General features: G+C 72.0%; 19 protein-coding genes, 1 tRNA gene and 1 pseudogene. 17 read left to right on the top strand and 4 right to left on the bottom strand.

Annotated elements, in window-relative coordinates; all coding sequences use genetic code 11:
- The first annotated feature begins 143 nt into the window (after positions 1–143).
- From B446_RS15390 to B446_RS15365, 6 genes are all read left to right on the top strand, one after another.
- The gene (locus B446_RS15390; RefSeq protein ID WP_020940370.1) at positions 144–737 is read left to right on the top strand and encodes a CGNR zinc finger domain-containing protein; all 594 of its coding nucleotides are present in this window, start codon (positions 144–146) and stop codon (positions 735–737) included.
- 294 nt (positions 738–1,031) lie between these two features.
- On the top strand, positions 1,032–1,616 hold the full coding sequence (locus B446_RS15385; RefSeq protein WP_030167252.1) for a sigma-70 family RNA polymerase sigma factor: 585 nt from the start codon (positions 1,032–1,034) through the stop codon (positions 1,614–1,616).
- Positions 1,616–2,440, top strand: coding sequence for an anti-sigma factor family protein (locus B446_RS15380; RefSeq protein WP_388068113.1), 825 nt, complete (start codon positions 1,616–1,618; stop codon positions 2,438–2,440). Before B446_RS15385 ends, B446_RS15380 begins: the two co-directional genes overlap by 1 nt.
- Positions 2,441–2,509: 69 nt before the next feature.
- The gene (locus B446_RS15375; RefSeq protein WP_020940368.1) at positions 2,510–4,903 is read left to right on the top strand and encodes a HelD family protein; all 2,394 of its coding nucleotides are present in this window, start codon (positions 2,510–2,512) and stop codon (positions 4,901–4,903) included.
- A 387-nt stretch (positions 4,904–5,290) separates the two neighbouring features.
- Complete coding sequence (locus B446_RS15370) at positions 5,291–6,706, top strand: NAD-dependent malic enzyme (protein WP_020940367.1); 1,416 nt, start codon at positions 5,291–5,293, stop codon at positions 6,704–6,706.
- A gap of 270 nt (positions 6,707–6,976) precedes the next feature.
- Positions 6,977–7,258, top strand: a complete 282-nt coding sequence (locus B446_RS15365) for an HU family DNA-binding protein (protein ID WP_020940366.1) — start codon at positions 6,977–6,979, stop codon at positions 7,256–7,258.
- A gap of 112 nt (positions 7,259–7,370) precedes the next feature.
- Here the strand turns inward: B446_RS15365 and murA are convergent, their stop codons facing one another.
- The gene (gene murA / locus B446_RS15360; RefSeq protein ID WP_020940365.1) at positions 7,371–8,711 is read right to left on the bottom strand and encodes a UDP-N-acetylglucosamine 1-carboxyvinyltransferase; all 1,341 of its coding nucleotides are present in this window, start codon (positions 8,709–8,711) and stop codon (positions 7,371–7,373) included.
- 278 nt (positions 8,712–8,989) lie between these two features.
- On the opposite strand from murA, the gene B446_RS15355 reads away from it, so the two are divergent.
- The 9 genes from B446_RS15355 to B446_RS15320 all read left to right on the top strand — a co-directional run bounded on the left by B446_RS15355 (position 8,990) and on the right by B446_RS15320 (position 19,284).
- Entirely contained in the window at positions 8,990–9,562 is a 573-nt protein-coding gene (locus B446_RS15355; protein WP_020940364.1) for a YqgE/AlgH family protein, read from the top strand.
- A 29-nt stretch (positions 9,563–9,591) separates the two neighbouring features.
- The gene (locus tag B446_RS15350) at positions 9,592–9,870 is read left to right on the top strand and encodes a DUF3039 domain-containing protein (RefSeq protein ID WP_043478366.1); all 279 of its coding nucleotides are present in this window, start codon (positions 9,592–9,594) and stop codon (positions 9,868–9,870) included.
- A 213-nt stretch (positions 9,871–10,083) separates the two neighbouring features.
- Positions 10,084–11,772: a beta-N-acetylhexosaminidase gene (locus tag B446_RS15345; protein WP_020940362.1), complete on the top strand. Its 1,689-nt coding sequence runs from the start codon at positions 10,084–10,086 to the stop codon at positions 11,770–11,772.
- A 291-nt stretch (positions 11,773–12,063) separates the two neighbouring features.
- Positions 12,064–12,957 (top strand): FAD binding domain-containing protein, encoded by an 894-nt coding sequence (locus B446_RS15340; protein WP_020940361.1) that lies wholly within the window; start codon positions 12,064–12,066, stop codon positions 12,955–12,957.
- Positions 12,954–14,606 (top strand): (2Fe-2S)-binding protein, encoded by a 1,653-nt coding sequence (locus B446_RS15335; RefSeq protein WP_020940360.1) that lies wholly within the window; start codon positions 12,954–12,956, stop codon positions 14,604–14,606. Before B446_RS15340 ends, B446_RS15335 begins: the two co-directional genes overlap by 4 nt.
- A complete protein-coding gene (locus B446_RS15330; RefSeq protein ID WP_020940359.1) occupies positions 14,603–16,912 on the top strand; it encodes a xanthine dehydrogenase family protein molybdopterin-binding subunit in 2,310 nt (769 codons plus the stop codon). The genes B446_RS15335 and B446_RS15330 overlap by 4 nt, the downstream gene beginning before the upstream one ends.
- Positions 16,909–17,058, top strand: a complete 150-nt coding sequence (locus B446_RS39210) for a hypothetical protein (RefSeq protein WP_158506756.1) — start codon at positions 16,909–16,911, stop codon at positions 17,056–17,058. The genes B446_RS15330 and B446_RS39210 overlap by 4 nt, the downstream gene beginning before the upstream one ends.
- 200 nt (positions 17,059–17,258) lie before the next feature.
- On the top strand, positions 17,259–18,437 hold the full coding sequence (locus B446_RS15325; protein ID WP_020940358.1) for an SUKH-4 family immunity protein: 1,179 nt from the start codon (positions 17,259–17,261) through the stop codon (positions 18,435–18,437).
- 169 nt (positions 18,438–18,606) lie between these two features.
- A complete protein-coding gene (locus B446_RS15320) occupies positions 18,607–19,284 on the top strand; it encodes an acetate uptake transporter (RefSeq protein ID WP_052352156.1) in 678 nt (225 codons plus the stop codon).
- A 384-nt stretch (positions 19,285–19,668) separates the two neighbouring features.
- Here B446_RS15320 and B446_RS38205 read toward each other — a convergent pair.
- The 3 genes and pseudogenes from B446_RS38205 to B446_RS15310 form a co-directional block, all read right to left on the bottom strand.
- Positions 19,669–20,341: pseudogene (locus B446_RS38205) on the bottom strand (IS5 family transposase); the annotation flags it as partial.
- Between the two features lie 200 nt (positions 20,342–20,541).
- A complete protein-coding gene (locus B446_RS38990) occupies positions 20,542–21,378 on the bottom strand; it encodes a hypothetical protein (protein WP_148305735.1) in 837 nt (278 codons plus the stop codon).
- Between the two features lie 415 nt (positions 21,379–21,793).
- Positions 21,794–21,868 (bottom strand) — tRNA-Cys (locus tag B446_RS15310).
- A gap of 198 nt (positions 21,869–22,066) precedes the next feature.
- Here B446_RS15310 and B446_RS15305 point away from each other — a divergent pair.
- Both B446_RS15305 and B446_RS15300 read left to right on the top strand, forming a co-directional pair.
- Positions 22,067–23,548, top strand: coding sequence for an MFS transporter (locus B446_RS15305; RefSeq protein ID WP_020940354.1), 1,482 nt, complete (start codon positions 22,067–22,069; stop codon positions 23,546–23,548).
- A 221-nt stretch (positions 23,549–23,769) separates the two neighbouring features.
- The gene (locus B446_RS15300) at positions 23,770–25,569 is read left to right on the top strand and encodes a DEAD/DEAH box helicase (RefSeq protein WP_043475656.1); all 1,800 of its coding nucleotides are present in this window, start codon (positions 23,770–23,772) and stop codon (positions 25,567–25,569) included.
- Positions 25,570–25,575 lie beyond the last annotated feature (6 nt).

Below are 25,575 nucleotides of genomic sequence, written 5' to 3'. Positions count from 1 at the left end.
CCGCCGCAGGGGACATGGCCGAGGAGCGCGACCGCATACGCGTGCGTCCAGCCCGGTACGGGGGGTTCCGGCGGCCCGCCGGTGCGGGCACTGTGAGGAGGAGCGACGCAAACGGTCCCCCTGTCCTAGGCGGTGGCAGGCACATGGCACTGGATACGGTCACGGTCCCGCACGAGCCGCGGTTCGACGCCGGGAGGATCTGTCTGGACCTCCTCGCGACCGCGCATCCCGCCGAACGGCTGCACGCCGTCGAGCCGTTGCGGTCCTGGATCAGCGGATCCGGGCTCGTGCCACCGGGCACCCCGCTGGACCACGCCGACGCCTCCTGGCTGCCGGGGTTCCGGGAACTGCGCGGACACGTCGGCCGGTTGCTGCGCGGCGGCGACGCGGGGGAGCCCGGACCGTACGACCGCGCGCTCGGCCGGCTCAACGAGATCGCCCGTGCCGCGCCCCCGGTGCCGTGCGCGGTGCGCGGCGAGGACGGCACGCTGGTACGGCGGTTGGCGCCGCTGCCCGGCTGCGCGGGGCTGCTCGCCCTCCTCGCGCGCGACGCCGTGGAACTGCTCACCGACCCCGAGGCGCGGGCGGCCGTCCGCGAGTGCGAGGGGGACAACTGCCCGCTGGTGTACCTGGACACCTCCCGGGGGCGCAGGCGGCGCTGGTGTTCCAGCGAGGTCTGCGGCAACCGGGAGCGGGTGGCACGGCACCGCAGGCGGGCCGCCCTCGCCCGCGCCTGAGCAACCGGAACCCCAGTGTCCGGTACGGGTCTTGTGCCGGATAGGGTCGGATAGCGCCCCCACGACGGCCGGAGTGATTTCCGCAACACCCGGTCCGGCGCCCCTCCCGCACCGCCGGCCCGGCCGCCCTCGGCGCCGTGTCTGAAATGTAAAGATCACGTGGTGGGAATGTGTGCGCATGTCCCGCTCGTCACACCCCTCACAAGAAATCTGCCACCGAGGTTTGAACAGCACGCGGCCCCCGTCCGTACGGGTGGGCGAGCGACCGACTGGGGGAACCCCCGGACACCGGAGGTGGGCGTGCGCAAGGATGCGGCCGTGGCCAATGAACGTGGATCGAGGGCCCGACATCGCATGTCCTCACAGCCCTCGGAACCTGACGAGGAGTTGATGCGTGCCCTGTACCGGGAGCACGCCGGACCTTTGCTCGCGTATGTCCTGCGGCTGGTCGCCGGTGACCGGCAGCGCGCCGAGGACGTCGTACAGGAAACGCTCATCCGTGCCTGGAAGAACGCCGGTCAGCTCAATCGGGCGACCGGTTCGGTACGCCCCTGGCTGGTGACGGTCGCGCGCCGCATCGTCATCGACGGCCACCGCAGCCGGCAGGCCCGGCCGCAGGAGGTCGATCCGTCGCCGCTGGAGGTCATCCCCGCGGAGGACGAGATCGACAAGGCGCTGTGGCTGATGACGCTGTCTGACGCGCTCGACGACCTGACCCCGGCCCACCGGGAGGTGCTCGTCGAGACGTACTTCAAGGGGCGTACCGTCAACGAGGCGGCCGAGACGCTGGGTATCCCCAGCGGCACGGTCCGTTCCCGGGTGTTCTACGCCCTGCGGTCGATGAAGCTGGCACTGGAGGAGCGGGGGGTGACGGCGTGATGAGCGGATACGGGGGAATGCAAGGATTCGGCACGGGTGGTACGGGTATGTCAGGACCCATGCAGGGATCTCCGGTGCCGAACGAGCACGAGACCGTCGGCGCCTACGCCCTGGGCATCCTGGACGACGCCGAGGCGACCGCCTTCGAGGCCCATCTGGCCGGCTGCGAGTGGTGCGCCCAGCAACTGGACGAGCTGGCCGGGATGGAGCCGATGCTGGCCGCCCTCGCGGACCTGCCCGACTCCGGGAGCACACCCGCGCTCGGCGAGTCCCTGTCCGCCAGGCCGAGCCCGCGCCTGGTGGAGAAGCTGGTCGACGAGGTCTCCGAACGCCGGGCCCAGAAGCGGCGCAAGGGCTTCTACCTGGTCGCGGCCGCCGCCGCGCTGATCATCGGCGGCCCGATGGCCGTCATGGCGGTGAACGGCGGAAGCGACTCGGGGCAGACCGCCACACCGCTGGCGGCGAGCGCGCAGACCACCTTCGACCAGCTCCCCGACAAGGTCTCGGGATCGGACGGCGCCACCGGCGCCAGCGCGACCGTCGCCATGGGCGAGAAGACCTGGGGCACCTCGGCGGTCCTCCAGCTCAAGGGCGTCAAGGGACCGCTCAAGTGCTCCCTGATCGCCGTCGGCAAGAACGGCGAGCGTCAGACGCTGGGCTCCTGGTCCGTCCCGAAGTGGGGCTACGGCATCCCGGACGCGACGAGCCCGGAGGCCAAGAAGCCGCTGTACATCGGCGGTGGCACGGCCCTCAAGCCGAACGAGATCGACCACTTCGAGGTGATGACCTTCGACGGCAAGAAGCTCGTCCAGGTGGACGCGTAGCCGGCGTAGCTTTGCCGGGTTCCCTTCGCGTACGGTTGACGGCTGCCCAGCACGTCAGAAGGGGGCCCGGTGGCCGCTCAGGTTCAGCAGTCCGCGGTCGGCTCGGTACACGGCGCACAGGACTCCGTGCGCGACCGAGAGATCAGCGTCGAACAGGAACACCTGGACCGGGTGTACCAGCGGCTCGAGGAGAAGATCCACGAGGCCGAGTTCCTGATGAACGACGCGGCCAAGCGCGGTCAGGTCGGCACCCCCGGCGCGCTCGCCGAACGGGACGCGCAGGTCTTCCGGGCCGGCGTCCACCTCAACCGGCTGAACAACGAGTTCGAGGACTTCCTCTTCGGCCGCATCGACCTGCTGCTCGGCAAGGACGGCAAGAAGGGCCCGGACGGCGCCTACACGGCGGTGGAGCCCGCCGAGGGCGTGGTCCGGCCCGACCGGACGGCCGACATCGCCGAGACCCTGCACATCGGGCGGATCGGCGTGCTCGACGAGGACTACGCCCCGCTCGTCATCGACTGGCGCGCGCCGGCCGCCGCCCCCTTCTACCGGTCCACGCCGAAGGACCCCGGCCGGGTCGTGCGGCGCCGGGTCATCCGCTCCAAGGGCCGCCGGGTCCTCGGCGTCGAGGACGACCTGATGCGCCCGGAGCTGACGGCGTTCCTCGACGGCCGCGAGCTGCCGGTCATCGGCGACGGCGCGCTGATGGCGGCACTCGGCCAGGCCCGCAGCCACACCATGCGGGACATCGTCTCCTCGATCCAGGCCGAGCAGGACCTGGTGATCCGCGCCCCCGCCGCCTCCGTCACCCAGGTCGAGGGCGGCCCGGGCACCGGCAAGACCGCGGTCGCCCTGCACCGCGCCGCCTATCTGCTCTACCAGGACCGCAGACGGTACGCGGGCGGCATCCTGATCGTCTCGCCGACCCCGCTGCTGGTGGCCTACACCGAGGGCGTGCTGCCCTCGCTCGGCGAGGAGGGCCAGGTCGCCATCCGCGCGATCGGCTCGCTCGTCGACGGAGTGGAGGCCACCCTCTACGACTCCCCGGCCGTGGCCCGCGCCAAGGGCTCCTACCGGATGCTGAAGGTGCTGCGCAAAGCGGCCCGGGGCGCCCTGGAGCTGGGGCGCGGGGGCGGCGCTCCCGCCGGACAGCTCGCCCTGGACGACGCCGACGGCTTCAGCGACGGCGACACCGCCGGGCCGCAGAGCCCGGCGGGCCCGCCCGGCCGGCTCCGGGTGGTGGCCTTCGGACGCCGCCTCGAGCTGGAGGGCGCGGAGCTGGAACGCGTCCGCCGCACCGCCCTGGGCGGCACCGCGCCGGTCAACCTGCTCCGCCCCCGTGCCCGCAGGCTGCTGCTGGACGCCCTGTGGGCGAAGTCCGGCGCGGGCTCCCGGCACACCGACCCCGAGCTGGCCGCCGAGCTGCGCTCCTCCTTCGACGAGGACGTCATGGGCGAGGACTCCTTCGTCGCCTTCCTCGACGCCTGGTGGCCCGAGCTGACCCCGAAGGGCGTCCTCGCCGCCATGGCCGACGAGCGGCGGCTCGGCCGCTGGGCGCGCCGGATCCTCAACCCCGGCGAGGTCCGCAAGGTCGCCCGGGCGCTGAGGCGCGACGGGTACTCCGTGCACGACGTGGCCATGCTGGACGAGCTCCAGGCGCTCCTCGGCGTCCCGGCCCGGCCGCGCAAGAAGCGCGAGCTGGACCCGCTGGACCAGCTCACCGGCCTCGAGGAACTGATGCCGGTGCGCGAGGAGTCCCAGCGGGAGCGTGCCGAGCGGCTGGCGCAGGAGCGCACCGAGTACGCGCACGTGATCGTGGACGAGGCGCAGGACGTCACGCCGATGCAGTGGCGCATGGTCGGCCGCCGCGGCCGGCACGCCACCTGGACGGTCGTCGGCGACCCTGCCCAGTCCTCCTGGTCCGACCCGGACGAGGCGGCCGAGGCCCGCGACGAGGCACTGGGCACCCGTCCCCGACGCCGCTTCCAGCTCACCGTGAACTACCGCAACCCGGCGGAGATCGCGGAGCTGGCCGCCAAGGTCCTCGCCCTGGCCATGCCCGGCTCGCAGTCGCCCTCCGCCGTCCGGTCCACGGGCGTCGAGCCGCGCTTCACCGTCGTCCGGGACTCCCTCGAGCGGACCGTGCGCGCGGAGGCCGAGCGGCTTCTCGGCCTGGTGGACGGCACGGTCGGCGTCGTCGTCGCGATGAACCGCCGCGAGGAGGCCCGGCGCTGGCTGGCCGGGCTCGGCGACCGGGTGGTGGCGCTCGGCAGCCTGGAGGCCAAGGGCCTGGAGTACGACGCGACGGTGGTCGTCTCGCCCGCGGAGATCGCCGACGAGTCGCCGGCCGGCCTGCGCGTGCTCTACGTGGCGCTGACCCGGGCCACCCAGCAGCTCACGGTGGTCTCGGGGGAGCGGGACGCGCCGGACGCGGCCGGGGTGCCTGACCTGCTGCGGGACTAGAAACCTCAGGAACTCCCCGCGGGGGAATGGCTCCGCGGGATCCGTTTGTTAGCCTTGGTGTGGCACCGGCCCGATCCAAGCCCCCGGGCCCAACCTTCGTCCCTGCGAGGGACCACTTGCCGCGAGGCGAGCATGGCGGGTCGGTGTCATGAACGTGAGAGAGGCCCACGTCCTGTGTGACGTGGGCCTCTCTCTTTGTGTCACGGACCCCTTTCCCCGCCTGATCGTTTCTCGTATGGTGGAAGAGGTTTTCCGAAACCATGCACCTCCCGCTCATGACGTGTGAACAAAACGTCCGCAACCCAGGGCGACTACCACGTACTGAGGGGTAGGTGCGACGATCGGACGGCACAACTCGCGACACGGTGAAAGCAGAGGAAGTCGGCCATGGCAACGGCGCCCAGCGTCTCCTACTCGATGACCATCCGGCTGGAGGTGCCCGCGAGCGGAACCGCCGTCTCGCAGCTCACCACCGCCGTGGAGTCCTCCGGAGGCTCGGTCACCGGCCTCGACGTCACCGCGTCCGGCCACGAGAAGCTCCGCATCGACGTCACCATCGCGGCCTCCTCGACCGCGCACGCCGACGAGATCGTCGAGAAGCTGCGCGGCATCGAGGGCGTCACCCTGGGCAAGGTCTCCGACCGTACGTTCCTCATGCACCTCGGCGGCAAGATCGAGATGCAGTCCAAGCACCCCATCCGCAACCGTGACGACCTGTCCATGGTCTACACGCCGGGTGTGGCGCGCGTCTGCATGGCCATCGCGCAGAACCCCGAGGACGCCCGCCGCCTGACCATCAAGCGCAACTCGGTTGCGGTCGTGACGGACGGCTCCGCCGTGCTCGGCCTCGGCAACATCGGCCCCAAGGCCGCGCTGCCGGTCATGGAGGGCAAGGCGGCCCTCTTCAAGCGCTTCGCCGGCATCGACGCCTGGCCGATCTGCCTGGACACCCAGGACAGCGACGCGATCGTCGAGATCGTCAAGGCGATCGCCCCCGGCTTCGCCGGCATCAACCTGGAGGACATCTCCGCCCCCCGCTGCTTCGAGATCGAGGCGCGGCTGCGCGAGGCCCTCGACATCCCCGTCTTCCACGACGACCAGCACGGCACCGCGATCGTCGTGCTCGCCGCCCTGACCAACGCGCTGCGCGTGACCGGCAAGGCGATCGAGAACATCCGCGTGGTCATGTCGGGCGCCGGCGCGGCCGGTACGGCCATCCTCAAGCTGCTGATCGCGGCGGGCGTGAAGAACGCCGTCGTGGCCGACATCCACGGCGTGGTGCACGCGGGCCGCGAGGACCTCGTGAACGCCCCGTCCGACTCCCCGCTGCGCTGGATCGCCGACAACACCAACCCCGAGGGCCTCACCGGCACCCTGAAGGAGGCCGTGCGCGGCGCCGACGTGTTCATCGGCGTCTCCGCCCCGAACGTCCTCGACGGCGACGACGTGGCCGCCATGGCCGAGGGCGCCATCGTGTTCGCGCTCGCGAACCCGGACCCCGAGGTCGACCCGGCGATCGCCCGCCAGACGGCCGCCGTGGTGGCCACCGGCCGCTCCGACTTCCCGAACCAGATCAACAACGTGCTGGTCTTCCCGGGCGTCTTCCGCGGCCTGCTGGACGCCCAGTCCCGCACGGTCAACCCCGAGATGATGCTCGCCGCCGCGAAGGCCCTCGCCGACGTGGTGACCGAGGACGAGCTGAACCCGAACTACATCGTCCCCAGCGTCTTCAACGACAAGGTCGCGGGCGCGGTGGCCGGTGCGGTCCGGGAGGCGGCGAAGGCCGTCGGCGCGGCGTCGTAGGCGTCGTACCGTAGGGTGCAGGGGCTGTGAGGATCGACACGGCGGCCCCCGCACCGGCGCGTCGTGGAACCCCCCACCGGCGGACGCCCTCTAGGGTGACGGCCGAGCAGGCGCTTTTCGTGTGACTCCCTAGGGTGTTCTCACGACTCCTACGGGTGCCGGATTGGCATTACCGCCGCAGGTAGGGGCAGGATGCGTCTTTGGGCGCGAGCGCATCGGCATCGATCTCACCTCACGCCTCAACGGCAAGAAGAACACGGGAGTAACAACATGAACCGCAGTGAGCTGGTGGCCGCGCTGGCCGACCGCGCCGAGGTGACCCGGAAGGACGCCGACGCCGTTCTGGCCGCGTTCGCCGAGGTCGTCGGCGACATCGTCTCCAAGGGCGACGAGAAGGTCACCATCCCCGGCTTCCTGACCTTCGAGCGCACCCACCGTGCCGCTCGTACCGCGCGCAACCCGCAGACCGGTGAGCCCATCAACATCCCGGCCGGCTTCAGCGTGAAGGTCTCCGCGGGCTCGAAGCTCAAGGAATCGGCCAAGGGTAAGTAAGCGCTCCGCTCGGGGCGCCGGTCCATCAGGGCGCCCCGGCTGAAGACGCCGAAAAGGGCGGCCCCCCTCCCACCGAGGGGGGCCGCCCTTTCGTCGTTCTCCCGCCGCTTTGCTAGCCCAGCGCCTTGCCGGGGAGCTCCACCTTCGCCCCCAGCTCCACGAGCTTCTCCATGAAGTTCTCGTAGCCGCGGTTGATCAGCTCGATGCCGTGCACCCGGGAGGTGCCCTCGGCCGCCAGGGCCGCGATGAGGTACGAGAAGCCCCCGCGCAGGTCGGGGATGATCAGGTCGGCGCCCTGCAGCTTCGTCGGGCCGGAGACGACCGCGGAGTGCAGGAAGTTGCGCTGGCCGAAGCGGCAGTCGGAGCCGCCGAGGCACTCGCGGTAGAGCTGGATGTGCGCGCCCATCTGGTTCAGCGCGGAGGTGAAGCCGAGCCGGGACTCGTACACCGTCTCGTGGATGATGGACAGGCCCGTGGCCTGCGTCAGCGCGACCACCAGCGGCTGCTGCCAGTCGGTCTGGAAGCCGGGGTGCACGTCCGTCTCCAGCGCGATCGACTTCAGCTGGCCGCCGGGGTGCCAGAAGCGGATGCCCTCGTCGTCGATGTCGAAGGCGCCGCCCACCTTCCGGTAGGTGTTCAGGAACGTCATCATCGAGCGCTGCTGGGCGCCGCGGACGTAGATGTTGCCGCTGGTCGCCAGGGCGGCGGACGCCCACGAGGCGGCCTCCAGGCGGTCCGGCAGGGCGCGGTGGGTGTATCCGTCGAGCTTGTCCACACCGGTGATGCGGATCGTGCGGTCGGTGTCCATCGCGATGATCGCGCCCATTTTCTGCAGGACGCAGATCAGGTCCTCGATCTCGGGCTCGACGGCGGCGTTGGACAACTCCGTGACGCCCTCGGCGAGTACGGCCGTCAGCAGCACCTGCTCGGTGGCGCCGACGGACGGGTACGGCAGCATGATCTTGGTGCCGCGCAGCCGCTGCGGCGCCTCCAGGTACTGGCCGTCCGCGCGCTTCTCGATGGTCGCGCCGAACTGCCGCAGCACGTCGAAGTGGAAGTCGATGGGCCGGCCGCCGATGTCGCAGCCGCCGAGGCCCGGGATGAACGCGTGGCCCAGACGGTGCAGCAGCGGGCCGCAGAGCAGGATCGGGATACGGCTCGAACCGGCGTGGGCATCGATGTCAGCGACGTTCGCGCTCTCCACGTGCGTCGGGTCCATCACCAGCTCGCCGGGCTCCTCACCCGGCCGGACCGTCACCCCGTGCAGCTGGAGCAGGCCGCGTACGACGCGCACGTCACGGATGTCGGGAACATTGCGCAGTCGGCTCGGCGCACTGCCCAGCAGGGCGGCGACCATGGCCTTCGGTACGAGGTTCTTCGCACCGCGGACACGGATCTCGCCCTCCAGCGGGGTGCCGCCGTGGACAAGCAGGACATCGTCGTTGACGGTCATGTATCTCGCGTTCCGATGAGTCGGGCAGGGGTCGGCCGATCACTTGCGCGGGGGCCGGGAGAGACAGGGTAATCGCCGACCACCCCCCGCCCATAAGCCCGAGGACCCCCCAGTCGCGTCATGGCTGTGTCACAACACGAACGGTTCAGCACCCGCCACACGCGGTCACCGGGCGTGCCGGTGTGCGCCCGGGACACACCCGCGCGCCCTGAGCTGCGTTCACTCCCTCAACCCGATTGGCTCCCCACACCAGGGGAAGATGCGGGATCATGTCTGGCATGACCGAGGTGTCCTCGCTCACAGGGCGGCTGCTCGTGGCCACGCCCGCCCTGGCGGACCCGAACTTCGACCGCGCGGTGGTGCTCCTTCTCGACCACGACGAGGAGGGCTCCCTCGGTGTCGTGCTCAACCGCCCCACCCCGGTGGACGTGAGCGACATCCTGGAGGGCTGGGCCGAGCTGACCGGCGAGCCCGGTGTGGTCTTCCAGGGCGGACCCGTCTCGCTGGACTCGGCGCTCGGCGTCGCGGTCATCCCCGGCGGCGCCGACGGCGACCGCACCCCGCTCGGCTGGCGGCGGGTGCACGGCGCCATCGGCCTGGTCGACCTGGAGGCCCCGCCCGAGCTGCTCGCCTCGGCCCTCGGTTCCCTGCGGATCTTCGCCGGTTACGCCGGCTGGGGCCCCGGCCAGCTGGAGGACGAGCTGGCGGAGGGCGCCTGGTACGTCGTCGAGTCCGAGCCCGGCGACGTGTCCTCACCGGCCCCGGAGAGACTCTGGCGCGAGGTGCTCCGGCGCCAGCGCAACGAGTTGGCGATGGTGGCCACGTACCCGGACGACCCATCGCTCAACTGATGCCCGCGGGCTTCAGTACCCTTGCTGGTATGAGCACTCTTGAGCCCGAGCGCGGGACTGGTACGGGGACCCTCGTAGAGCCGACACCGCAGGTGTCCCACGGCGACGGCGACCACGAGCGCTTCGCCCACTACGTCCAGAAGGACAAGATCATGGCGAGCGCCCTCGACGGCACCCCCGTCGTGGCGCTCTGCGGCAAGGTCTGGGTGCCCGGCCGCGACCCGAAGAAGTACCCCGTCTGCCCCATGTGCAAGGAGATCTACGACTCCATGGGCAGCGGTGGCGACGAGGGCGGCGACGACAAGTAGCGGTCACCCCGCACCCCGCCCGGCCGAGGCCGGCAGGACCCCCGGGACGCGTGGGACGCGTCCCGGGGGTCTTTGCGCATTCCGGCCGTCATGTGGTCCAGACCTCTTGTCGGCCGGATCGCGTTGTCCCTAGGCTCGTGACCGTTGTGCAGTGCGAAACAGTCGTTGCGCATCGTGCAACGTTTGGGTCGAACGGCAGGGGAGGGGACCGGCATGACCGACGGGACCGACAGGGCCGGCAGCGCGGGGAAGGCCGACGGGCCGGGGGTGATCCCGGCGCCCGCGCGCTGGACGCCGGGCGCGGCCGGACGCACACGCCTCGACGGCGGAACCGTCCTGGAGGCGGGCCCCGGCACCGAGGGAGTCGCGCGCTGGCTGCGGGCCACCGTCGGCGCGGCGACCGGCCTGCCCTTCCCCGAGAGCGGCGACGGCCCCGGCCGTGTCGTGCTCGGCATCGACCCGGACCTGCCGCCCGAGGGCTACCGCCTGGTCGGCGACGCGGGGCCCGAGGGGCCGTACCGCATCCTGGGCGGCGACGCGGCGGGGGTCTTCTGGGGCGCGCAGACCTTCCGGCAACTGCTCGGCCCCGACGCCTTCCGGCGCGCTCCCGTGCGGCCCGGACGGGAGTGGAGCCTGCCCGGCGGCACCGTCGAGGACGCCCCGCGCTTCCGCTGGCGCGGTCTCATGCTCGACGTGGCCCGGCACTTCATGCCCAAGGAGGGCGTGCTGCGCTACCTGGACCTGATGGCCGCGCACAAACTCAACGTCTTCCACTTCCACCTGACGGACGACCAGGGCTGGCGCGTCGAGATCCGGCGTCACCCCAGGCTGACCGAAATCGCCTCCTGGCGCGCGCGGACCAGATTCGGGCACCGGGCGTCGCCGCTGTGGGAGGAGAAGCCGCACGGCGGCCACTACACCCAGGACGACATCCGGGAGATCGTCGCCTACGCCGCCGAGCGGCACATCTCCGTCGTCCCCGAGATCGACGTACCGGGCCACTCGCAGGCCGCCGTCGCCGCGTACCCCGAACTCGGCAACACCGACGTCGTCGACACCACCGCCCTCTCCGTCTGGGACGACTGGGGGATCTCCCCGAACGTCCTCGCCCCCACCGACACCACACTGCGCTTCTACGAAGGGGTGTTCGAGGAGATCCTGGAACTCTTCCCCGCGGACGCCGCCGAGTTCTCACCGTTCGTGCACATCGGCGGCGACGAGTGCCGCAAGGACCAGTGGACGCGGTCGCCGGCCGCGAAGTCCCGCATCGCGGACCTCGGGCTCGCCGACGAGGACGAGTTGCAGTCCTGGTTCATCGGTCACTTCGACCGCTGGCTCGCCGCGCGCGGGCGCCGGCTCATCGGCTGGGACGAGATCCTGGAGGGCGGACTCGCGCCGGGCGCCGCGGTGTCCTCCTGGCGCGGCTACGGCGGCGGTGTCGCGGCCGCGCGCGCCGGCCACGACGTCGTCATGTGCCCGGAGCAGTACGTCTATCTGGACCACCGGCAGGCCCCCGGCCCCGACGAACCCGTGCCGATCGGCTTCGTGCGCACCCTGGAGGACGTCTACCGGTTCGAACCGGTGCCGGCGGGGCTCACCGCCGGGGAGGCCCGCCATGTGCTGGGCACTCAGGCCAACGTGTGGACCGAGGTGATGGAGGACGCGGGCCGCGTGGACTACCAGGCGTTCCCCAGGCTCGCGGCCCTCGCCGAGGTCGCCTGGAGCCGGCTTCCCGCGCCGCCGGAACGGGACTTCGCGGACTTCGAACGCCGGATGGCCGTCCACTACGGGCGACTTGACGCCCTCGGCGTCGCCTACCGGCCACCCACGGGCCCCCGGCCCTGGCAGCGGCGGCCCGGGGTACCCGGCCGCCCCCTCAAGGGGCCGCCGCCGCACCGGTGAAAACCGGCGCGCCGGACGGAATCGGTCAGCGTGGGGGAGGCGGACGCGGCCGGATGGAACAGATGACGGAAAACCGCACCAGGGTCCACCTAAGAGTGGCAATCGAGGCGCATGGGCGATGCCGTTCGAAAACGGGCCATGTACCCGATGAGGTGGGCGAACGCCTCCTAGCGGACCCCCGCGTCCGGGCCTTGCGAAGATGTGCCAGAGTTGCCACGTCCGCCCTGTGAGCACGTACCGTACGGCCACACAGGTGGGACCAGGTGGGGCAGCGGGAGAGGGGCAGCCGGTTTGACCACGCACGCACCGCAGGCGGCGCAGGCCGTCACGCTGCCCACGACACTGGACGAGGCCGTGGCGGCCCTCACCGCCATGCCCACGGCCGTCCCCGTGGCCGGCGGCACCGACCTCATGGCCGCCGTCAACTCCGGCCAGCTCAGGCCCGCCGCCCTGGTGGGCCTCGGACGGATCAGCGAGATCCGCGGCTGGCAGTACCAGGACGGCCACGCGCTGCTCGGCGCCGGCCTCACCCACGCCCGCATGGGCCGCCCCGACTTCGCGGCCCTGATCCCGGCGCTGGCCGCCGCCGCGCGCGCCGCGGGCCCGCCGCACATCCGCAACGCCGGCACCCTGGGCGGCAACATCGCCACGGCCGCCCCCACCGGGGACGCGCTGCCGGTGCTGGCCGCCCTGGAGGCGACGCTGATCATCGCGGGCCCGGGCGGTGCCCGCCGGGAGATCCCGGTGTCGCACCTGCTGGCCGGCGTGGAGATGCTGCGCGGCGGCGAACTCATCGGCTACGTGCGCGTGCCCCTGCTGCACGCCCCGCAGGTCTTCCTGAAGGCCACCGGACGCACCGGCCCCGGCCGCGCGGTGGCCTCCGTCGCCGTCGTCCTCGACCCGGCCAGGCGCGGGGTGCGGTGCGCCGTCGGCGCCATAGCGCCGATGCCGCTCAGGCCCCTGGACGCCGAGCAGTGGGTCGCCCAGCTGATCGACTGGGACAACGACCGCACGCTCGTCCCGGAGGCCCTGAGCGCCTTCGGCGAGTACGTCGCCTCGGCCTGCATCCCGGACCCCGCCCCGGAGCCGGACGGCTCCGTGGCACCGCTACCGCCCGCCGTACTGCACCTGCGGCGCACCGTCGCCGCGCTGGCCCGACGAGCACTGGGGAGGGCGCTGTCGTGACCGACGACCAGCACGAAGAGGGCGCGCCCCGGAGCGGCGGCCGCTGGAACCCGCTGCCCCAGGGCGACTACGACGACGGCGCCACCGCCTTCGTCAAGCTCCCCGAGGGCGGCATCGAGGCCCTGCTGTCCGGCGACAGCCCGCTGGCCGCCCCCGGCCACGGCTACGTACCGCCGCGGATAACGGCGTCCCCGGGCACGGACGACCCCGCCGCCACCGGCACCTGGTCGACGCCCGCCGGCGGCGACCAGTGGCCCGACCCCAACGCGGTGCCCCAGGACCCGGCGGCGGGCGACCGGTTCACGTACCACCCGGCGGCCACGCAGCAGTGGACGTTCGAGGAGCCGCCGGCCGAGCCCGGCGCAGGGCACGACGTCACCGGCCAGTGGAGCATCCCGGTGGCCGGCGGCGACCTCCCCGACGAGTCGGGCGAGTTCACCACCTCCGCCCTGGTCGAGCAGTGGGGCGGCACGCCACCGGCCACCCTCCCCGGCGGCGCTTCCGCACCGTGGGCGACCGAGCCCGCGGACGGCCCCTGGGGACAGCCGGAGTCCGGCCCCGGCCCCCACCCGGCCGACGCACCCACCGCCGCCGAGTACGGCCGCGCCGGCGCGTACGCCCCGAACCCGCCCGCCCAGGCCCCTGGAGGCCCCGCGGACGGCCCGGCGGAGCATCCCGGGCCCGGGACCGCCCCGGCCGCCTCCCGGGCCGCCGAGGCGGCGGACACGGCCCCTTCGGCGGCTGTCGGCGGCCCGGACCACGCGGCCGACGCGGACGAGGCGGCCCCGGCGGACCAGGCGGCCGGCACCGGCGCGGCGGACCACGCCACCGCCGACGGGACCGGCCGCACCGAGCCCGACGCGGGGCCGTCCGGCGCCGCGACGGACCGGCGGCCGCCCGCCCCCGGAGACGCGACCGGCGAGGCCGCTCCCGCGGACGCCGGGCAGGAGAGCGCCGAGGACCCCGACGAGCCCGCCCCCGCACCCCACGACGACCACCCCCTCGCCTCCTTCGTCCTGCGCGTCAACGGAGCCGACCGCCCCGTCACCGACGCCTGGATCGGCGAGTCCCTGCTGTACGTCCTGCGGGAGCGGCTCGGCCTCGCCGGCGCCAAGGACGGCTGCTCGCAGGGCGAGTGCGGCGCCTGCAACGTGCAGGTGGACGGACGCCTGGTGGCGTCCTGCCTGGTCCCCGCCGTCACCGCGGCCGGCAGCGAGGTCCGCACCGTCGAGGGCCTGGCCGCCGACGGGCAGCCCTCCGACGTGCAGCAGGCCCTCGCCCGGTGCGGCGCCGTGCAGTGCGGCTTCTGCGTACCGGGCATGGCGATGACCCTGCACGACCTGCTGGAAGGCAACCCCGCCCCGACGGAGCTGGAGACCCGGCAGGCCCTGTGCGGCAACCTCTGCCGCTGCTCCGGCTACCGGGGCGTCCTGGACGCCGTCAAGGACGTCGTCGCCGGACGCGAGACGCACGGCGCCGACGACGGGACGGAAGCCGACGAGGCGCGCATCCCGCACCAGGCGGGCCCGGGCTCCGGCGGCGTCAACCCGTCGGCGTTCGACGTGCCGGGGGTCTTCGACAGTCCCGGCACATTCGGTACACCGGGAGTGCACGACCAGCACTACGGCCAGGACGGAGGCCAGGGGTGAGCAACGAAGCGGCCACCGCGACCACCACGGCGGAGTCGGTCCCCGCCGCCGAACCGCTGCCGCACGGCCTCGGCGCCTCGCTGCCGCACGCCGACGCCCGGGCCAAGACCGAGGGCACCTTCCCGTACGCGGCCGACCTGTGGGCCGAGGGCCTGCTGTGGGCGGCCGTCCTGCGCTCCCCGCACGCGCACGCCCGCATCGTCTCCATCGACACCACCCACGCGCGCGAGATGCCCGGCGTACGGGCCGTCGTCACCCACGAGGACGTGCCCGGCACCCCCGTCCACGGCCGGGGCACCCCGGACCGCCCCGTGTTCGCCTCCGAGGTCGTGCGCCACCACGGCGAGCCCATCGCCGCCGTCGCCGCCGACCACCCCGACACCGCGCGGATGGCCGCGGCCGCCGTCATCGTCGAGTACGAGGTCCTCGACCCGGTCACCGACCCCGAACAGGCCTTCGAGGCCGAACCCCTGCACCCCGACGGCAACCTGATCCGGCACATCCCGCTGCGCCACGGCGACCCGGACGCGCTCGGCGAGGTCGTCGTCGAGGGCCTGTACCGCATCGGCCGCCAGGACCCGGCCCCCATCGGCGCCGAGGCCGGCCTCGCGGTGCCGCGCCCCGACGGCGGGGTCGAGCTGTACCTCGCCTCCACCGACCCGCACGCCGACCGCAACACGGCCGCCGCCTGCTTCGGCCTGTCGCCGGAACAGGTGAAGATCGTCGTCACCGGGGTGCCGGGCGCCACCGCCGACCGCGAGGACCAGGGCTTCCAGCTCCCGCTCGGCCTGCTCGCCCTGCGGACCGGCTGCCCGGTCAAGCTCACGGCCACCCGCGAGGAGTCCTTCCTCGGCCACGCCCACCGCCACCCGACCCTGCTGCGCTACCGCCACCACGCCGACGCCGAGGGCAGACTGGTGAAGGTCGAGGCGCAGATCCTGCTCGACGCGGGCCCGTACGCCGACACCTCCGCCGAGGCCCTGGCCGCCGCCGTCTCCTTCGCCTGCGGCCCCTACGTCGTCCCCAACGCCTTCATCGAGGGCTGGGCCGTACGCACCAACAACCCGCCGTCGGGCCACGTCCGCGGCGAGGGCGCCATGCAGGTCTGCGCCGCCTACGAGGCGCAGATGGACAAGCTCGCGAAGAAACTCGGTGCGGACCCGGCCGAACTGCGCCTGCGCAACGCCCTCGCGACCGGGGACGTCCTGCCCATCGGCCAGACCGTGACCTGCCCGGCCCCGGTGGCCGAACTGCTCCAGGCCGTACGCGACTTCCCGCTCCCGGCGCTGCCCAAGGACACCCCCGAGGACGAGTGGCTGCTGCCCGGCGGCCCCGAGGGCGCGGGCGAGCCGGGCGCGGTGCGCCGGGGCGTCGGCTACGGCGTCGGCATGGTGCACATGCTCGGCGCGGAGGGCGCCGACGAGGTCTCCACGGCGACCGTCAAGGTCCACGACGGCGTCGCGACCGTGCTGTGCGCGGCCGTGGAGACGGGCCAGGGCTTCACCACCCTCGCCCGCCAGATCGTCCAGGACACGCTCGGCATCGACGAGGTCCACGTCGCCCCCGTCGACACCGACCAGCCCCCGGCCGGCCCGGGCTGCCGCGGCCGGCACACCTGGGTCTCCGGCGGCGCGGTGGAACGCGCGGCCAAGATGGTCCGCACGCAACTGCTCCAGCCGCTCGCGCACAAGTTCGGCATGTCGACGGAGCTGCTGCAGATCACGGACGGCAAGATCACCTCGTACGACGGTGTCCTGTCGACCACCGTCACCGAGGCGCTGGACGGCAAGGAGCTGTGGGCCACGGCCCAGTGCCGCCCGCACCCCACCGAACCGCTGGACGCCGAGGGACAGGGCGACGCGTTCGTCGGCCTCGCCTTCTGCGCGATCCGCGCGGTGGTGGACGTCGACATCGAACTCGGCTCGGTCCGGGTGGTGGAGCTGGCCGTCGCCCAGGACGTGGGCCGGGTGCTGAACCCGGCGCAACTGGCCTCGCGCATCGAGGCCGGCGTCACCCAGGGCGTGGGCATCGCCCTCACCGAGAACCTGCGCACGCCCCGCGGCCTGATCCGCCACCCCGACCTCACGGGGTACGCCCTGCCGACCGCGCTGGACGCGCCGGACATCCGGATCGTCAGGCTGGTCGAGGAACGGGACGTGGTCGCGCCCTTCGGCGCGAAGTCGGTCAGCGCGGTCCCGGTGGTGACGTCCCCCGCGGCCATCGCCTCGGCGGTCCGCGCGGCGACGGGCCGCCCGGTCAACCGGCTGCCGATCCGCCCCCAGGCCGCGGTGGTGACGGGCCAGTGACGCAGCCTTCCGAGGAAGCGCGCGAGGTGCCGCGCGAGGAGCCCCGCTACGAGGCGGCGCCCGGCGTGGGCAAGCTGGCCCTGTGGATCCTGCTGTTCGCGGTGGCCGCGCTGGCCGTCGTCCTGGGCGGCGTGTACTTCACCTGACCGGGGCCCGCACCACCCGGGGGCGGTTCCCGTGCGCGCCGGCACGCAACGGGCCCGGGCCGCCCCGCGTCCTTTCCCCCGAAGGGCGTTGTCAGTGGTGCGGCGTACTGTGCGGAGCAGTGACGGGCACCTGCCCGCGGACGCCGTCCGACGGCGCCCGCACACAGTCACGCACGCACGGGGAAGATCGCGGGGGAGCGATGAGCACGACCGACGCCGGGGTCCCGGCGATCACGCTGACCGAGGCGGAGCTGGACCGGTACGTCACGCACGCGCCGACGCGCGGTCTGCTCACCGGACCCGGCCTGCCGGCCCGGACCGACCTGCTGACCTTCTCCCCGCTGCGCACGCACGGCCTGCGGACCCTCGGCGACGCCACGGACGGCCCGTTCCGCCTCGCGGAGGAGCTGCGCGGGCGCCTGGTGATCGGCGAACTCCTCAACCCCGCGGGCATGGAGCGCGAGTCGATCCTGCTCGACGGCCGCACGGGCGAGCTGACCACGGCCTACCTCCTCGAACCGGGCGAGACCCGCCCCTTCGCCCCCTCGCTCGACACACTGCTGCGCTTCGCCGCGGTCACGGAGGAACTGGCGGGCCTGCGCGGCCGCTTCGCCTCCCTGGCCGGCCACTACGGCCCCCGGACCGTCACCGAGGCCTCGCGCCGCCTCCTCGCCCTCTTCGCGGAGGGCACGGACGGCCGGGTCCCGGCCTACTGGAAGGCGGCGGCCCTGATCCGCCCGCTCGCCCTCGTCGCCGGTCCCGGCACCGCCTCCGGCCTCACGCTGGACGTCCCGGCCCGTCTCCTCGACCAGGAGTTCGGCCACGGCAGGGTGACGCGCCACGAGGAGGTGGACCTCCCCGCCACCCTCACTCACGAGCCGACCCGCCGCTTCCTGCGCGAGACGGGGCTGCCTGAGGCGGCGGTCGTCTTCCACGCCGACACCGACGGCCCGCTGCGGACCCTCACCGAGTTCACCACCGGCGAGCCGTGCGACGACCGCTCCGGCCGCCCCGCCCCCTCCGCGGACGCCCTGCCCGCCCACTCCGACCACCTGATCCGCCTCGGCCACCTGGTCGAGGACAACAGCCTCGTGGTCGACGGCAGAACGGGCGCGGTCCTCACCTACAGCGCGCCCGACGCGACGCTCCACGCGCTGAACACCGACGTCTCCACGCTGGCCTTCACGCTCTGGCTCCTGCACCACGAGCGCACCATCGACGAGCACCTGTCCCGCGAACTCACGACGGACGCCTACGACCAGCTCGCCGCCGCCATGATCCAGACCCTGGCCTCGGTCGACCCCACCGCGGCGGCCCCGGCCACCGAGTGGCACTACTGGACCGAACTGTTCCAGGACGAGGCGGGCGGGGTGCTCTGACGCGCTCGCCCGGCGCGAGGCCTACTGACGGGGTAAATGGGTACAAATCTACATAAGCGCAGGAGAAGTCCCGCGCAGCGCGGCTGCCCGGGACTTCGGCCAGCCGAGCCGTGTACGGCGTGCGTCGGCCGACTGGTCCCGCCCTCCTCTCGTCGAAGGGATGCGGGTCATGAACGAGGAGACGACGCGTTTGCCCTCGGAGCAGCCACACTCACCGGCGCTGCACCCGACGGTCCCGGGTGATCCCGCTCCGCTGGGCCTGGCGGGTTTCGCCCTGACCACCCTGCTGCTCTCCATCATCAACACGAATCTGCTCCAGGAGACCGCCGCGATCATCCCGGTGCTGGCGCTCGCCCTGTTCTACGGCGGCCTGGCCCAGTTCATCGCCGGCCTCTTCGAGTTCCGCCGCGGCAACACGTTCGGCGCCACGGCCTTCGCCTCGTACGGCGCCTTCTGGCTGTCCTACTGGTGGCTCGCACCGCGCCTGGAGGTCGCCGGCGGCGCGCACAACACGCTGGGGCTGTTCCTGCTCGGGTGGGGCATCTTCACCGCCTTCATGGCCGTCGCCGCGCTGCGCGTCAGCCTCGCCGTCCTGGCCGTGCTGGTGCTGCTGACGATCACCTTCGTCCTCCTGGCCATCGGCGCCTTCCAGACGGGGTTCCCGCCGCACACCGTGACGGAGGTGGGCGGCTGGTTCGGCATCGCCACGGGCCTGGTCGCCTGGTACGCGGCAGCGGCCACGGTCATCAACGACACCCACGGCCGCCCGGTACTCCCCCTGGGCCCCCGCCGGCCCGGCCACCCCGACCAGCCCCGCCCACACGACCCGTCGCCGACGGCGGAGTGACACCCGCCCTACGGCCCGCCGCCGACCGGCGGACGACCCAGAGGGCGGCACCCCTTCCGGGATGTCGCCCTCTTGTCATCTGGTCGCACACGGGAGGCCGTGGCGGGAATCGAAGCCGCGTAACTCGACTTGCAGGTTTGTTTCTGCCGGTCAGAGCGGCATTCGGTGCCATTCGGCCCCGTTCACCCCCGTGTTCGCGCCCATCGCGTGAAGCGCCGTGAACGGCTCCGGACGCGGCTGAATGAGGCGGAAGCCTCGGCCGTCGGGCGTTGGTACGCCGAGTACTCGTCCACTGGAGTCAGTAGCCGAAGAAGTGAAGGGCCGGTTCGCTGACCTGCGGCCGTGTGATTGATCAACGCTGCGACCTGTGACCTAGATGCCATTTCACTTGGTAAGCCGGCGATGGCGTATGAGGGTCGCGGCGATGGCAGTGAAGGCGAGGCAGTGTTCCGGCTTGCGCTCGTAGCGGCGGTGGAGGCGGCGGCGGCCGGACAGCCAGGACACGGTTCGTTCCACGACCCAGCGGTGGCGCCCCAGGTATTGGGACGACTCGACACCCTTGCGGGCGAGACGGTGCTGGACGCCGCGGGAGGCGAGCCATTGCCGCAGGTAGCGGCGTAGCCCGTGTCGCCGTTCAGCTTGCCGGGGCGTCGGCGTTGCGGGCCGCGACGGGAACGGATGGGTGGTATACCGCGGACCAGTGGGATGAGGGCCTGGTTGTCGTGCAGGTTGGCGGCGGAGATGCCGACCGCCAAGGGTGGACCGCGACGGTCGACGATGAGGTGGATTTTCGATCCCTTTATGCCGCGGTCGGTCGGATTCGGTCCCGCCAGCTGCCCCCTATGAGCTATGAGGGCCCGCACGCTTACGGAGTCGATCGCGCACCGCGACCAGTCAAGCTCGCCCCGCGCTCCGAGTTCGTCCAGGGTCAGGCGATGGAGCTGGCCCAGACCCTGGCCTCGGTCCACTCGGTGAAGCGACGGAAGGCAGTCACCCCAGACAGACCAAAGCCTGGCGGGAGTTGCTTCCAGGTGCAGCCCGAGATAGCCGCGAAAACGTCCGTCCCCGCCAGGCTGTCCATGAGTACATTGCGTGACAGCGTGGCCCCTGGACACCTGCGGAGAAGTCCCGGATAGCGCCGAAACCATCGACCGGCCCTGACACCTCGAGCGAGCCCTGCGCCATCATCGCCCAACATCTCACCGTCGAGACTTCTTGGCAGAGGAGAAGACTCGTGCGGGCAGAGGCAAAGACACCTCAGCAAGGCAATACCAGCATCCGAACGAGGCCTGTTCCGCTGCTCATCGACGACAACGCCTTGCCAATGATCGCGCCGACTGCACGGCAGGGGTCCTCGACTCGCATGGCGAACCCTTCAGTGGGCGAGGTGGTGAGCAAATCGCCTACAGATATGGCTCCGTAACTGGCGTCCGCCTTGACATAAACCTGCCCTGCTAGGGCCACCGTCGCTTGATGTTCCGCGTTGGTCGGACTGTGCATGACGCTGCCGGGCGACAGCCCGCCTGCACCCGATACAACTCCGGTAACGCGTGTGTCGTACTCCGTGGAACAGCGTGCCAGTAGGCCGTCATCGTGAACTACGAGTACAGTGCCGGGTTCGGCGTCGTTTTCGGAGCCGAAGGTCTCGGCATAGTCGGCGCCGCTGTGGTGAAATGCATGCGCGGTCACGTCTCCTGTGAAACTTCCGTCTTTCGCATTAATGGCGGGAGTCTGTATGAACAATGAGACGTCCAGTGCTCCATGTACATTCACCTTGCCCTCGAAGAGCCCAGCGACGTCCCCCTTGCCGTAGATACCGGGTGCGGAGCTCTTGCTTAGCCCGTGCACTGCGGCACCGCCCGTGGTGCTGGTCGTCTCCCCGTATATGCCGTGCCACGTCTTGCTCACGCCAGCAACCCCGGGTCCAGTTGCTTCCCCAAGCACCCCGCCGCCGGATTCCTCGCTGCTTGATGCGCCCACGACGCCCCACCAGGTTGAACTTTCCCCAAGGACGCCCGTGCCCTTGGAGTGTCCTTCTACGGCGATTTGTTCCCCATCGCGACTGATGACCGGGTCATTGTTGAAATCGGGCATGGTTTTTCTCCCTGCGCCAAGTGAATTTCGCATGTGATGAGGGAGTAATGACAGCAACGGCTGTGGTCGCTTCGTGCTGAACATGCACCTACGGCCCAAACCTATGACTTCGGGCGGATGATCGCAACATCTAGGCCGGCTAAGGTGATTGGTGGATTTCGATACAGTTTTACGTGGGGCCATATGTTCTGCAAAGTAACGATCACCACGAGGCAAGGGCCGATCTCCGGGATCTGTGCCAGCCTCGGAACAGAAGGGTTTCCGTATGGTCAACGGTGTAGCGGTGCTCGCGCGTTGCGCCTGACCGTGTGACCGCCCCGAGGCGGCGGCGGGTTGAACGCCAACAGAGACGGGACGAGCAAGAGGGTGGCACCCCTTCGTGGTGCCACCCTCTTGCTCTGCCTGGTCAGGCCGGTGGAGGCCGTGGCGGGAATCGAACCCGCGTAACTCGCTTTGCAGGCGAGTCCCTGAACCACTCGGGCACACGGCCGGGTCGGTCGCCCGGGGGCGGGCCGAACTCGGTGCGTCGACCGTACGGCGGGGATCGAGGGCCGCTCAAGGGAACGGCCGGTGCCGCAACGGGACTGCCACACCCCGTTCATGAACCGGGGTCGTACGACCAAGGTCGGAGAGCGGACCGGGCTCCCGACAGGGGTCAAAACCGGTTGAGGACCTTACTCTGACCCGCATGAGCACCCTCGAATCCCCCGACGCCCCCGGTGCGGACGTCGTCGACCAGAACGGCGGGACCGCCGCACCCGCCGAGAAAGCCGAGAACGAGGACGGCGTGCTGGGGCGGGCCCATCGGGCGCTGAGCATCGGGATCGTGTCCGTGGTGCTCCTGATCGCCTTCGAGGCGACCGCCGTCGGGACCGCGATGCCCGTCGCGGCCCGGGAACTGGACGGGGTGGCGCTGTACGCGTTCGCCTTCTCCGGATACTTCACGACCAGCCTGTTCGGCATGGTGCTCGCCGGGCAGTGGTCCGACCGGCGCGGGCCGCTCGGCGCGCTGACCACCGGCATCGGGGCCTTCGCGGCGGGACTGGTGATCGCCGGGACCGCCCAGGTGATGTGGGTGTTCATCCTGGGACGCGCCGTACAGGGACTCGGCGGCGGCCTGGTCATCGTCGCGCTGTACGTCGTCGTGGGACGTGCCTACCCCGAGCGGCTGCGGCCCGCGATCATGGCGGCCTTCGCCGCCGGCTGGGTCGTCCCGTCCATCGTCGGACCGCTCGCCTCGGGCGCCGTCACCGAGCACCTCGGCTGGCGCTGGGTCTTCCTCGGCATCCCCGTCCTGGTGGTGTTCCCGCTCGCGCTCGCGCTGCCCCAGATACGGCGCAGGGCGGCCGGACCCGTGCCCGGTGCCGACGGCTCGGCCTCCCTGGACCGGCGCCGTATCCGGCTCGCCCTCGCGATCTCGCTCGGCGCCGGGCTGCTGCAGTACGCCGCCCAGGACCTGACCTGGCTCTCCCTGCTGCCCGGTCTCGCCGGTGCCGCCCTCCTCGTGCCCGCCGTCCTCGGCCTGCTGCCCCCCGGCACCTGGCGTGCCGCGCGCGGCCTGCCCTCCGTCGTGCTGCTGCGCGGGGTCGCCGCCGGGTCCTTCATCGCGGCCGAGTCCTTCGTCCCGCTGATGCTGGTCACCCAGCGCGGGCTGTCGCCCACCATGGCCGGCTTCTCCCTCGCCGCGGGCGGTGTCACCTGGGCGCTGGGCTCCTGGATGCAGTCCCGGCCGCGTCTCGAACCGCACCGGGAGCGGCTGATGGCCCTGGGCATGGTGCTGGTCGTCGTCGCGATCGCCACCGCGCCGAGCGTGCTCCTTTCCGGCGTGCCCGTCTGGATCGTCGCCGTCGCCTGGGGCTTCGGCTGCTTCGGCATGGGCCTGGTGATCTCCTCCGCCAGCGTGCTCCTGCTGAAGCTGTCCGCCCCCGAGGAGGCCGGCGCCAACTCGGCGGCGCTGCAGATCGCCGACGGCCTCTCCAACGTGATCCTGCTCGCCGCGACCGGCGCCGCCTTCGCGGCCCTCGGCGGCGGCAGCACCGACACCTCTACGGCGGGCGGCTCCCACCCCGCCGCCTTCGCCGCCGTCTTCCTGCCGATGGCGGTGGTGGCCCTGCTGGGCGTCTGGGTGGCGACCCGCCTGCACGACACCGACGAGCCGGTCCGGGTCTGAGCGGCCGACGATCGGCTGGTCCGGGTCTGGTCCGGGTCTGAGCGGCCTGCGGCCGGCCGGGGCTGGCCCTCACCCGGAGCCGGCCCGGCGCCGGCCCCCGGGTTGTGACGTCGGTCCCACCCGTGGGCGACCCGGCCTCGTCCGGGCGTCGGCACCACCGGGCCGCCGGTAGGGTGGCCCGGTTGTCATACGTAGCCGAGCCCGACCCCTCCCCGGAGACCGTGACTACCACCGCCGCTTCCTCCGCTCACTCCCACCACCTCTCGCCCGCCTTCCCGGGCCGGGCCCCCTGGGGTACCGCAAGCAAGCTGCGCGCCTGGCAGCAAGGGGCGATGGAGAAGTACGTCCAGGAGCAGCCGCGTGACTTCCTCGCCGTGGCCACGCCCGGCGCCGGCAAGACGACCTTCGCGCTGACGCTGGCGTCCTGGCTGCTGCACCACCACGTCGTGCAGCAGGTGACCGTGGTCGCGCCGACCGAGCACCTGAAGAAGCAGTGGGCGGAGGCCGCGGCCCGGATAGGGATCAAGCTCGACCCCGAGTACAGCGCCGGCCCGCTCGCCAAGGACTACGACGGAGTCGCGGTCACCTACGCGGGTGTCGGCGTACGCCCCATGCTGCACCGCAACCGCGTCGAGCAGCGCAAGACCCTCGTCATCCTCGACGAGATCCACCACGCCGGTGACTCCAAGTCCTGGGGCGAGGCCTGCCTTGAGGCGTTCGAGCCCGCCACCCGCAGGCTCGCGCTGACCGGTACGCCGTTCCGGTCCGACACCAACCCCATCCCCTTCGTGACGTACGAGGAGGGACAGGACGGCATCCGGCGCTCCGCCGCCGACTACACCTACGGCTACGGCAACGCCCTCGCCGACCATGTCGTCCGCCCGGTCATCTTCCTCTCCTACAGCGGCAACATGCGCTGGCGCACCAAGGCGGGCGACGAGATCGCCGCCCGGCTCGGCGAGCCGATGACCAAGGACGCGATCAGCCAGGCCTGGCGCACCGCGCTCGACGCCCGCGGCGAGTGGATGCCCAGCGTGCTGCGCGCCGCCGACCAGCGGCTGACCGAGGTCAGGAAGGCCATCCCGGACGCGGGCGCCCTCGTCATCGCCTCCGACCAGGAGTCCGCGCGCGCCTACGCCAAGCTCATCCGCGAGATCACGGGGACGAAGGCGACGCTCGTGCTGTCGGACGACGCCGGCGCCTCGAAGCGGATCGACGACTTCAGCGGCAGCGACGACCGGTGGATGGTCGCGGTGCGCATGGTGTCCGAGGGCGTCGACGTGCCCCGGCTGGCGGTCGGCGTGTACGCCACCACCATCTCGACACCCCTGTTCTTCGCGCAGGCCGTCGGGCGCTTCGTGCGGTCCCGGCGGCGCGGCGAGACCGCGTCCGTGTTCCTGCCGACCGTGCCCGACCTGCTGACCTTCGCCAACGAGATGGAGAAGGAACGGGACCACGCCCTCGACAAGCCCAAGAAGGAGGGCGAGGAGGACCCGTACGCCGAATCCGAGAAGGAGATGGAGGAGGCGAACAAGGAGCAGGACGAGGACACCGGCGAGCAGGACATGCTGCCCTTCGAGGCGCTGGAGTCCGACGCCGTCTTCGACCGGGTCCTGTACGACGGCGCCGAGTTCGGCATGCAGGCCCACCCGGGCAGCGAGGAGGAGCAGGACTACCTCGGCATCCCCGGCCTGCTCGAACCCGAGCAGGTGCAGTTGCTGCTGCAGAAGCGGCAGGCCCGGCAGATCGCGCACAGCCGCAAGAAGCCGGACGGCGAGGCCGACCTGCTGGAACTGCCGGCCGAGCGGCGCCCGGTGGTCTCGCACAAGGAGATGATGGAGCTGCGCAAGCAGCTCAACACCATGGTCAGCGCCTACGTCCACCAGAGCGGCAAGCCGCACGGGGTGATCCACACCGAGCTGCGGCGGGTGTGCGGTGGCCCGCCGAGCGCGGAGGCCACCCCCGGACAGCTGCGGCAGCGCATCGCCAAGGTGCAGGAGTGGGCCACCCGCATGCGCTGACGCGCC

Source organism: Streptomyces collinus Tu 365 (assembly GCF_000444875.1).
GTDB classification, from domain to species: Bacteria; Actinomycetota; Actinomycetes; order Streptomycetales; family Streptomycetaceae; genus Streptomyces; species Streptomyces collinus_A.
This window is presented reverse-complemented; position numbering and strand designations above follow the sequence as displayed.

What these genes read in the sequence shown, in the direction of transcription:
- B446_RS15320 (WP_052352156.1), top strand. Translation starts at nt 18,607, where the DNA reads ATGAACGAGGAGACGACGCGTTTGCCCTCGGAGCAGCCACACTCACCG.
- B446_RS15380 (WP_388068113.1), top strand. Translation starts at nt 1,616, where the DNA reads ATGAGCGGATACGGGGGAATGCAAGGATTCGGCACGGGTGGTACGGGT.
- B446_RS15350 (WP_043478366.1), top strand. Translation starts at nt 9,592, where the DNA reads ATGAGCACTCTTGAGCCCGAGCGCGGGACTGGTACGGGGACCCTCGTA.
- B446_RS15370 (WP_020940367.1), top strand. Translation starts at nt 5,291, where the DNA reads ATGGCAACGGCGCCCAGCGTCTCCTACTCGATGACCATCCGGCTGGAG.
- B446_RS15345 (WP_020940362.1), top strand. Translation starts at nt 10,084, where the DNA reads ATGACCGACGGGACCGACAGGGCCGGCAGCGCGGGGAAGGCCGACGGG.
- B446_RS38990 (WP_148305735.1), bottom strand. Translation starts at nt 21,378, where the DNA reads ATGCCCGATTTCAACAATGACCCGGTCATCAGTCGCGATGGGGAACAA.
- B446_RS15325 (WP_020940358.1), top strand. Translation starts at nt 17,259, where the DNA reads ATGAGCACGACCGACGCCGGGGTCCCGGCGATCACGCTGACCGAGGCG.
- B446_RS15355 (WP_020940364.1), top strand. Translation starts at nt 8,990, where the DNA reads ATGACCGAGGTGTCCTCGCTCACAGGGCGGCTGCTCGTGGCCACGCCC.
- B446_RS15365 (WP_020940366.1), top strand. Translation starts at nt 6,977, where the DNA reads ATGAACCGCAGTGAGCTGGTGGCCGCGCTGGCCGACCGCGCCGAGGTG.
- B446_RS15390 (WP_020940370.1), top strand. Translation starts at nt 144, where the DNA reads ATGGCACTGGATACGGTCACGGTCCCGCACGAGCCGCGGTTCGACGCC.
- murA (WP_020940365.1), bottom strand. Translation starts at nt 8,711, where the DNA reads ATGACCGTCAACGACGATGTCCTGCTTGTCCACGGCGGCACCCCGCTG.
- B446_RS15305 (WP_020940354.1), top strand. Translation starts at nt 22,067, where the DNA reads ATGAGCACCCTCGAATCCCCCGACGCCCCCGGTGCGGACGTCGTCGAC.